The following is a 6,888-nucleotide window of genomic DNA, read 5'->3' as shown; positions in this document are numbered from 1 at the left end:
TGCCAAGTACCCCCGGGAGGGCCCGTCTTCCCGACACCCGCCAAGGCCCCAACATCTGCTAGACCGTCGTCGGCGCCGACCGCCGGGCCCTCCACCCGCCTTGGATCATCCATGGCACACTCCCTTCTCCTGTCAGGAGAAGGGAGAATCTCACGCCGCGACTATGCCGACCAGACACTGCAAGAAACCGGCCCTGAACAGGCCAGTCACCCGAAAATCGGCATAATCCCAACATCGGCATAAGCAATCAACGGCGTCATCGAAACCACCCGCAGAATCGCCCGCGGCTTCCGCAACTTCACCAACTACAGAATCAGATGCCTACTCGCAGCCGGCGGCCATCGCCCCTACCGGACCAAACACACCAACCATGCTTAGACGCGTATTTGCGAAGGGTCATGATTCCCGCTGCCGGGTGCCATTCCCAGCTTCCCGGTGGACGCTGGCGCAAGCTCCCGACTCGTCTGGCCGCCAGACCGTGTGCACGCTAATGTCGAGTAACTTCCGCTCGCCGTAGTCCGTGATAACCCAGACAAATCCGTGGTCGGGAAAAGTCAGGTCCACGCACCCGCGCCAGAGTGCGCCGGTTTCGTGATCCCTCACAGCGATCCGGTGGCCGCGGGCCAGGGAGAGGAACATTGCGATTTCGCATGCAGTCAGCAAATCTTTCGACCCATTTCTCCTCGACGTTACGTCGACGGCCGCCGCACGCAATGAGCAGCCAGCCGACCGGCAGGCGATCATCGGCCGCGGCAAAGGACGAAACGATTTTCATCAGAGACAAGGAGACCGGATTCCTTCCCTGGCGGTTCTTCGAGCCGCCTGCGGCGTTCCTCCTTCTCTTTCCTCCCGGCTGCGTCGGGCGGCGACCAGATATGTGTTGCCTCTTCGATCCACGGGACGACGACGTGTGGCTCTCGGCTGGAGGCCTCGTAGGCTTCCAGGCGGGCCAGGGCCCCGATCGCCCAATCATTGAACCGTCCCACTATCTTCGAGCGTGACCGCGGATCGGCGGGCGACGAATCCAGAAGACCGTTCCTCTGCTTATTGATCTTGGCGGCGGCATACATAATGCTTCCTTTCACCTGTTCCCTGTCGAGCCACTCGACGAGCCATCCTTCGTCTCCGTCCAAAGTCAGCATGAGTTCATTTGTCCGGGCGCGGAGTTCGCTGATCCTGGCCACGAAGCTGTCCTCGCCGAGCTCCCGTTCCGATAGCGAGAGTCCCTTGAGTGCGCCACGTACCCGGTCAAGCCGGTCCCGTGTTTCGAGGGGCTTAGCACGACGTCGTTCAATCGGTGGATTTCCGGTCCACTTCATTGCCGTCCTTCCTTTCCGCGGGCCGCCACACGTCCGGTTCATCCGACGTGGAGCATGGACCGGGACTGATTGCAGGAAATCCCGTCAGGATTTTGAGGGCAATTAGGTGTTCAATAGCTGTGGGGGCGGGTTGCCCCCGAGGAGCTGCAAGGGGCCTGCGCAGTAGGTCCTGAACCCGTGGTTCCTTCGGCGCTGCATCCGCAGGTACGGCCCGGATGAATTCAGAAGTTCGCCCTGGGATCCTTTGCGAAGCATCGGCACGTGCTGCGCCGGGCACCCGGCCCGTCCGGCCTGGGGAAGCGGTCAATTCTTGATTGGAAAACGGCTCCATTGGCATGGGCTGTTCCTTTTGCATGTACTGCTTCTAAGCCCTGGACCCGGGCGGGGGTGTGGGTGGCGCCATATCAAAATTGCTGCTGGTCGGCGCACTGGAGACACCGCCCTGATGCTCGCTCAACGCGGCTCACTCGCCCATCTTTCGATGGTCGTGCCCGGGGGGACGTCACTGTTCAGACGCGCTTCATAGCGCCCCGGGGCCAGCCGCGTCACGGAGATGCCGACGTGTTGGGTCACCGCCGCCGGCTTCAGGAGACCCACCGCCTCATCCAAGGCGGCATCTAATTCCTTTCGGGATTGAACGGCTACGACGAGACAACCGGGTGCTGCTTGCATGGTCATGAATCCTTACTCTCATGGTGGTGATACGTACTTTGGGCTCGCCAGATGCTCTTGGCGTCGAGGGGAGGAACGGCAAGACCACCGGCATAGCCAACAGCAGCTGTGATCGAGGCGGCGGCCGGCCCCAGCGGAATCTAGGAAACCGGGTTTCCATCAGAAGAAGGGGGCGGACCCTGGAACGCCGCAGAACGGCGGCGCCTTACTGCGGAGAGTCCAATGAGGGTGGCTTCCACGTCCTCCAGGGTGCGCTGGATCCATGCGAAGGCGGCCATGTCCTCGGAGCATCGAGTCGGGTAATTGGATGACGCCTCCAAGAGAACAACTCTGCGGCTGATCTTGACGGAAAGTTCGAGGATCACCGCCTGGACCATGGCCTGGGATCCGTCCCGCGACATGTGCGCGAAGGCTTCTTCTCCAGCGCCACGGGACGAGACGGGGACCGTGGGGGCCAGGTCGGAGGGGCTGGTGATCATCGATCTGTCCGTTGGATTGTTGAGGGTCTTGGCCCCCGCGGAAGTGCTCTCGATATGCAGAAAGGGTCGTTCGCGGTGGATTCCTCCCCCACCAGGCCTGGGGCCGCGGGGGCGCTGTCCGCCATCGGGGTTGGCCTGCGGCTTCCCGATCAGCGCAACCAAATACGGGACGGCGGATTCCAAGTCCACGTTCTCCCCGTCCCGGTGGCCCGGTCTTTGATTTCAATACCGTCCCTAGTCCGCCCCTACCGGGCCCACAGACCAACCATGCTTAACTGCGAAGGGCCGGATAAACAAGTACCATCAAGAGTTGCGCCGTGACAGCCCACCCCCTGATAGTTCCCTCGGAATGCGATTACAAACCGGACCTACCCGGTTTTGATTTAATGCCCACAAGTGCAGGCATCAGGCGGACAGTGCTCGCAAGTTCCTGTTACGCACTGGTCCTTAACCGTCCCGGGGACGTCTAGTGCAGGACTCTTGTCGAAAAAGTTGTTGGGCAACAACATGAAACTTGCCACCTCAGTCGGCATGACGGGCCAGTCTTCCGAGCGCGGGATGTGCGTGACGCCGACGGTATGCCAAAGCACAACGTCTGTGTTCTCGACCGAGCGGTTCGCGGCCGTCCAGGTTGGAAGACCGGCACCAGAACGGTCAGCATTGGGATGGTCGCCTGCTGAGTGCATCTCGTCCGGCGAGTAGGGGGTTACCCAGAGATTTTTGGTGGCGAAGCCTGCCCGTTTGACCATGAGCGACGGCTCCTGCGCGATGAGCGTGTCCGACGCCCAACCAGGGATGAGCTTGTAGCCGACTGGGACACCCCATTTATTTTTCTTGTTGGGGTTGACCACCGTCCAAGTGCGGGCGGTCTGTGGGTTCGTGAGGCCATCGCCGTCTTGCTCTCGACTAAGGAGGGTTTTGGTGACACGGATAGCATTCCCGTGAGGGTTGCTCGGTCCGAGCGGCTCGCTGTCGACGTCGTTTTGGTAGACAGAGTTTTCCCATCCGTCCAGCTCCATGTCGAGTCTGAAGTTGAACAGATGCTGGTGCCACGTCGCGGCAAGATTTTCGGCAATAGGACTTGTGCCGGGCGGCAACTGTCCATTCTCGTAAGCTACGGTTTGCACAATGCCCATGAGCTTGGTATCGACTTCGATATGGCCGTCCTGGAAGAAGTTCCAGTAGAAGCCGTAATGATAGTTGCCGATGGTGGCGATGAAACTTACGACGAGCTTGCGGGAACGTCGAACGTCGACCTTACCGGTTGCCCAGTCGGAGTGTTTCCAAAGGATTCCGGCATCTTCTTCATGAATACAGATGGCCTTTTTGATGACTTTTGGGTTGCCATCGTCATCGGCCATAACAACGTCGAGGTAAGTGATGTCGCCCAGGCAGTCACATCCGACAACGAGGGAGTTGGCTAGCTTGCCCATACCGTATTCACCGGCATCGAACGCGCTGCGGAAGTAGTGTGCCGTCTCTGGGGAGCCATAAGGAACGAGCATCTCGGCGAGCGAGGCTCGATGCATCACCGACCGGTAGTCGTGGCCGTCTTTGTACTCTATTCCCGAGAGCACCAGACCGTCGATGGGGTGCATGTTAATACGGAAACGCCACTTCTGCCACTGCATCTGAGGGCCATTGAGGCTAAAACTCGGGCCTTGGGGCTGGCTGATTTCCAACGGCTTGAGATCTTCACGCATCGGCTGGTTATGCTCTGCCGTGTAGTTATTACAGGTCGTCGGGATTGGCTTAACACCCGAGTCCTCTATTGCGTAAACCTCCCGCTTGACGGTGTCAACGACCGCTACGATCCCATCGATGAGGTGGGCGTAGGGGTTGTCGTCCTCGAAGTGACGGAAATAGCTCACGCATGCCCATAGGCGCCGCCCTGTGAGATCGATGTCTCCCCGGTTACCGGTACCGAGCGGATCGAGCTGTACCAGGGAGAGGTCAGTGATGCCGCGCTTGGCTAGGGCTGCGATGTAGGCGGGATCTGCCTTTACAACGTCGTTAGCGGTCTCAGCCTCCTCAGCCAGCATCGGTGCGCCGCCATCTGTGAGCTGGGTCGAGGAGACAACTTCCTCGGAGTCAAGGTCAAGCAGAACTTCGAAGGTTGCTGCCGATGTACGATCCAAAATGAAAGCGCGTGCTTGACGAGCGACCGGTTCCCCGGCACGCAGCTTCGCTTTGTCCGGTTCATGGGTGAACACAGACCCGAAGCCCGGGCGTTCGCCGCCGATACCGTTCTTCCTGACGAGCAGGGCTACTTTACTGATCTCCTCGGCCGTCAGAGCGTCGAATTTGGCGTGATGCATGAGTATGCCTTTCGTGCGGGAGTCGGCGGCGGCCTTCTGCCCTGCGATAACCGCAGACAGCAGTTCGCCAAAGTCTGGGTCTTGGCCGCCGATCAGCCAAGGTTAATGAAGACGGACTTTGAATCCGTGAAATGGTGGAGAGAACATGACGTGGTCACGTAGCCTCCTTCTAGTCTGGATGGACACAGAATCTGTCATGATCGCCTAGTAGGGCAATCATGTGGTCCGGTGGCCGAACCGTCAGGGATTTGATGCGCCTGAGGAGCCACAAGGCCCGGTCGCCTTTCTCCCCCAGGGCCCCATTTATCGTGTCCAACCTGATGAACTGGTTGAACAAGACGGGCGACCGCTACCGAAGCCGCCGAAACTGGGCCTCCCTTACCTGCAGGGACTTGGTGTTTGTCCGGTCGTACTCGGTAGCGACTGAGGTGTGTCAAGGATGTGAGACAGTCGGGTAGTTTCTTTTCGGTCAGGCAGCAGCGGGAAGCGGCTGGTTTTCTCTTGTGAAGTTGGCCATCGCCGTCGCTGACGGCAGACCTTCGTTGTTGGTGTGGGGCCTCCAGCGGTCGTAGAACACTTCGATGTAGCGCATGGTCGCACGTCTCGCGTCCTGCCTGGTGGCGAAGCTGTGGTGATGGTAGAACTCGTTCTTCAGCGATGAGAACAGCGATTCGGCCACGGCATTATCCCACCACACCCCGGTGGCACCCATCGATTGGCGGATCCTGTTCCCGGCGCACCAGGCGCCCATTTCGCGGGAGGTGTATTGCGTCCCGTGATCGCTGTGGAAAATGGCGTTGGGGGCCAGATGGCCGCGGTCCCTGACCATGGTCAGGGCTCCGGTAACCAATGAGGCGCGCATGTGGTCAGCCATGGCCCAGTCGAGGACCATGCGGGTGCACAGGTCGATGACAGTAGCCAGATACAGCCACCCCTCGCCGGTGCGCAGGTAGGTAATATCGCCCACCAGGCGTGTTCCAGGTGCTTCTGCGGTGAAGTCCCGGCCGATGAGGTCCTCGAAGACCTTCTCCGGATCCGAGGGGATCGTGGTGCGCTTGAAGGCGCGCATCGGCTTGGCGGCCCACCCGTTCTCGGCCATGATCCCCGCCACGGTGCCCACCGAAACCTCGATGCCGGTGGCAGTGAGTTTGGTGTGCACCATGCGGTGGCCGAAGATCCCGTCGGAGGAATCGAAGACGGTCTTCACCTGATCCGTCAGTTCCCGGCGGCGGAGCGCGGTCGGGGTCTCCTTAACGTCCAGCTGCGTCCAGGAGTTTGCTGGTAGGGCCACTGTCAGGGCAGTTCCGCGTTCGTCTTGGAGTTGACTCATGGATTCGTGGATCCTGCCCAGACAAACGTGGATCACGGTCGCGGAGACCACGGGCCGGTCCGCGTAACTGGCCAGTTGTGGGTGGTACGAATCATGGCCGCCGCGCCGACGCATGTCTATACCGCCACTCCGTCTATGCTGGGGATCATGCCAAAACTCGTCAACCATGAGGCCCGACGCAATCTCATCGTTGAGACTACGTGGCGGATCATTGCCCGTCAGGGATTCCAGTCGACGACGATGCGCGAAATCTCCACCGAGATGGGACTCACCCACGGGGCACTCAGCCACTACTTTGCGAGTAAGGACGATCTGTTGCTCGCCAGCTATGAGTACGTCTTTGACCGTACGAACAAGCGCATCGAGGCACGCCTCGGCAATCGCCGCGGACTCGAGGCCCTACAGGCCATGGCCGAGGAGATGATGCCCCTTGGAGACGAGCAACGCCTGGAGGCCCGTGTTGTTCTTCCGTTCTGGGAACGATGCGTTACCTCGGAGCGCTTCGCGGCTGTCCACGGTGAAGGGATGGAGGGGCTCACGAGCCAGTTCGTGCGCTTCCTCGAAGAGGCTGTCGTTTCAGGCGAAGCGACCCAAAATCTTGATGTCCCGAGGACCGCGCGCACACTATTGGGCCTCATCTCAGGAATGCAAGTTCTCGCCGTACTAACAAGCTCTGACTATCCGCCCCGTGTGTTGAAGCAGATGCTTGAGGACTTCCTGGACGACTGCGTGGCCCACCCTCGGCGCGAACACTCAGAGTAGACCACGCT

At 60.1% G+C, this 6,888-nt stretch carries 5 protein-coding genes and 1 pseudogene; 2 read left to right on the top strand and 4 right to left on the bottom strand.

The window, feature by feature from the left end; genetic code table 11:
* Positions 1 to 243: 243 nt before the first annotated feature.
* Positions 244 to 378 (top strand): annotated as a pseudogene (locus AC1D2F_RS19150) (transposase); the annotation flags it as partial.
* A 362-nt stretch (positions 379 to 740) separates the two neighbouring features.
* Here AC1D2F_RS19150 and AC1D2F_RS19145 read toward each other — a convergent pair.
* The 4 genes from AC1D2F_RS19145 to AC1D2F_RS19130 all read right to left on the bottom strand — a co-directional run bounded on the left by AC1D2F_RS19145 (position 741) and on the right by AC1D2F_RS19130 (position 6,118).
* Positions 741 to 1,319, bottom strand: coding sequence for a hypothetical protein (locus AC1D2F_RS19145; protein ID WP_476967483.1), 579 nt, complete (start codon positions 1,317 to 1,319; stop codon positions 741 to 743).
* A gap of 812 nt (positions 1,320 to 2,131) precedes the next feature.
* Positions 2,132 to 2,470 (bottom strand): hypothetical protein, encoded by a 339-nt coding sequence (locus tag AC1D2F_RS19140; RefSeq protein ID WP_476967482.1) that lies wholly within the window; start codon positions 2,468 to 2,470, stop codon positions 2,132 to 2,134.
* 383 nt (positions 2,471 to 2,853) lie between these two features.
* The gene (locus AC1D2F_RS19135) at positions 2,854 to 4,788 is read right to left on the bottom strand and encodes a primary-amine oxidase (protein WP_476967481.1); all 1,935 of its coding nucleotides are present in this window, start codon (positions 4,786 to 4,788) and stop codon (positions 2,854 to 2,856) included.
* 469 nt (positions 4,789 to 5,257) lie between these two features.
* On the bottom strand, positions 5,258 to 6,118 hold the full coding sequence (locus AC1D2F_RS19130; RefSeq protein ID WP_476967480.1) for an IS3 family transposase: 861 nt from the start codon (positions 6,116 to 6,118) through the stop codon (positions 5,258 to 5,260).
* A gap of 147 nt (positions 6,119 to 6,265) precedes the next feature.
* On the opposite strand from AC1D2F_RS19130, the gene AC1D2F_RS19125 reads away from it, so the two are divergent.
* On the top strand, positions 6,266 to 6,880 hold the full coding sequence (locus tag AC1D2F_RS19125) for a TetR/AcrR family transcriptional regulator (protein ID WP_476967479.1): 615 nt from the start codon (positions 6,266 to 6,268) through the stop codon (positions 6,878 to 6,880).
* Positions 6,881 to 6,888: the final 8 nt, after the last annotated feature.

This window comes from Arthrobacter sp. P1_B3 (assembly GCF_056406615.1).
Note: the sequence above shows the minus strand (reverse complement) of the source record. Positions and strands in the feature narration are given on the sequence as shown.

Bases quoted from the DNA above. Each gene is read 5' to 3' on its own strand.
- AC1D2F_RS19125 (WP_476967479.1), top strand. From the start codon at position 6,266: ATGCCAAAACTCGTCAACCATGAGGCCCGACGCAATCTCATCGTTGAG.
- AC1D2F_RS19135 (WP_476967481.1), bottom strand. From the start codon at position 4,788: ATGCATCACGCCAAATTCGACGCTCTGACGGCCGAGGAGATCAGTAAA.
- AC1D2F_RS19140 (WP_476967482.1), bottom strand. From the start codon at position 2,470: ATGATCACCAGCCCCTCCGACCTGGCCCCCACGGTCCCCGTCTCGTCC.
- AC1D2F_RS19130 (WP_476967480.1), bottom strand. From the start codon at position 6,118: ATGAGTCAACTCCAAGACGAACGCGGAACTGCCCTGACAGTGGCCCTA.
- AC1D2F_RS19145 (WP_476967483.1), bottom strand. From the start codon at position 1,319: ATGAAGTGGACCGGAAATCCACCGATTGAACGACGTCGTGCTAAGCCC.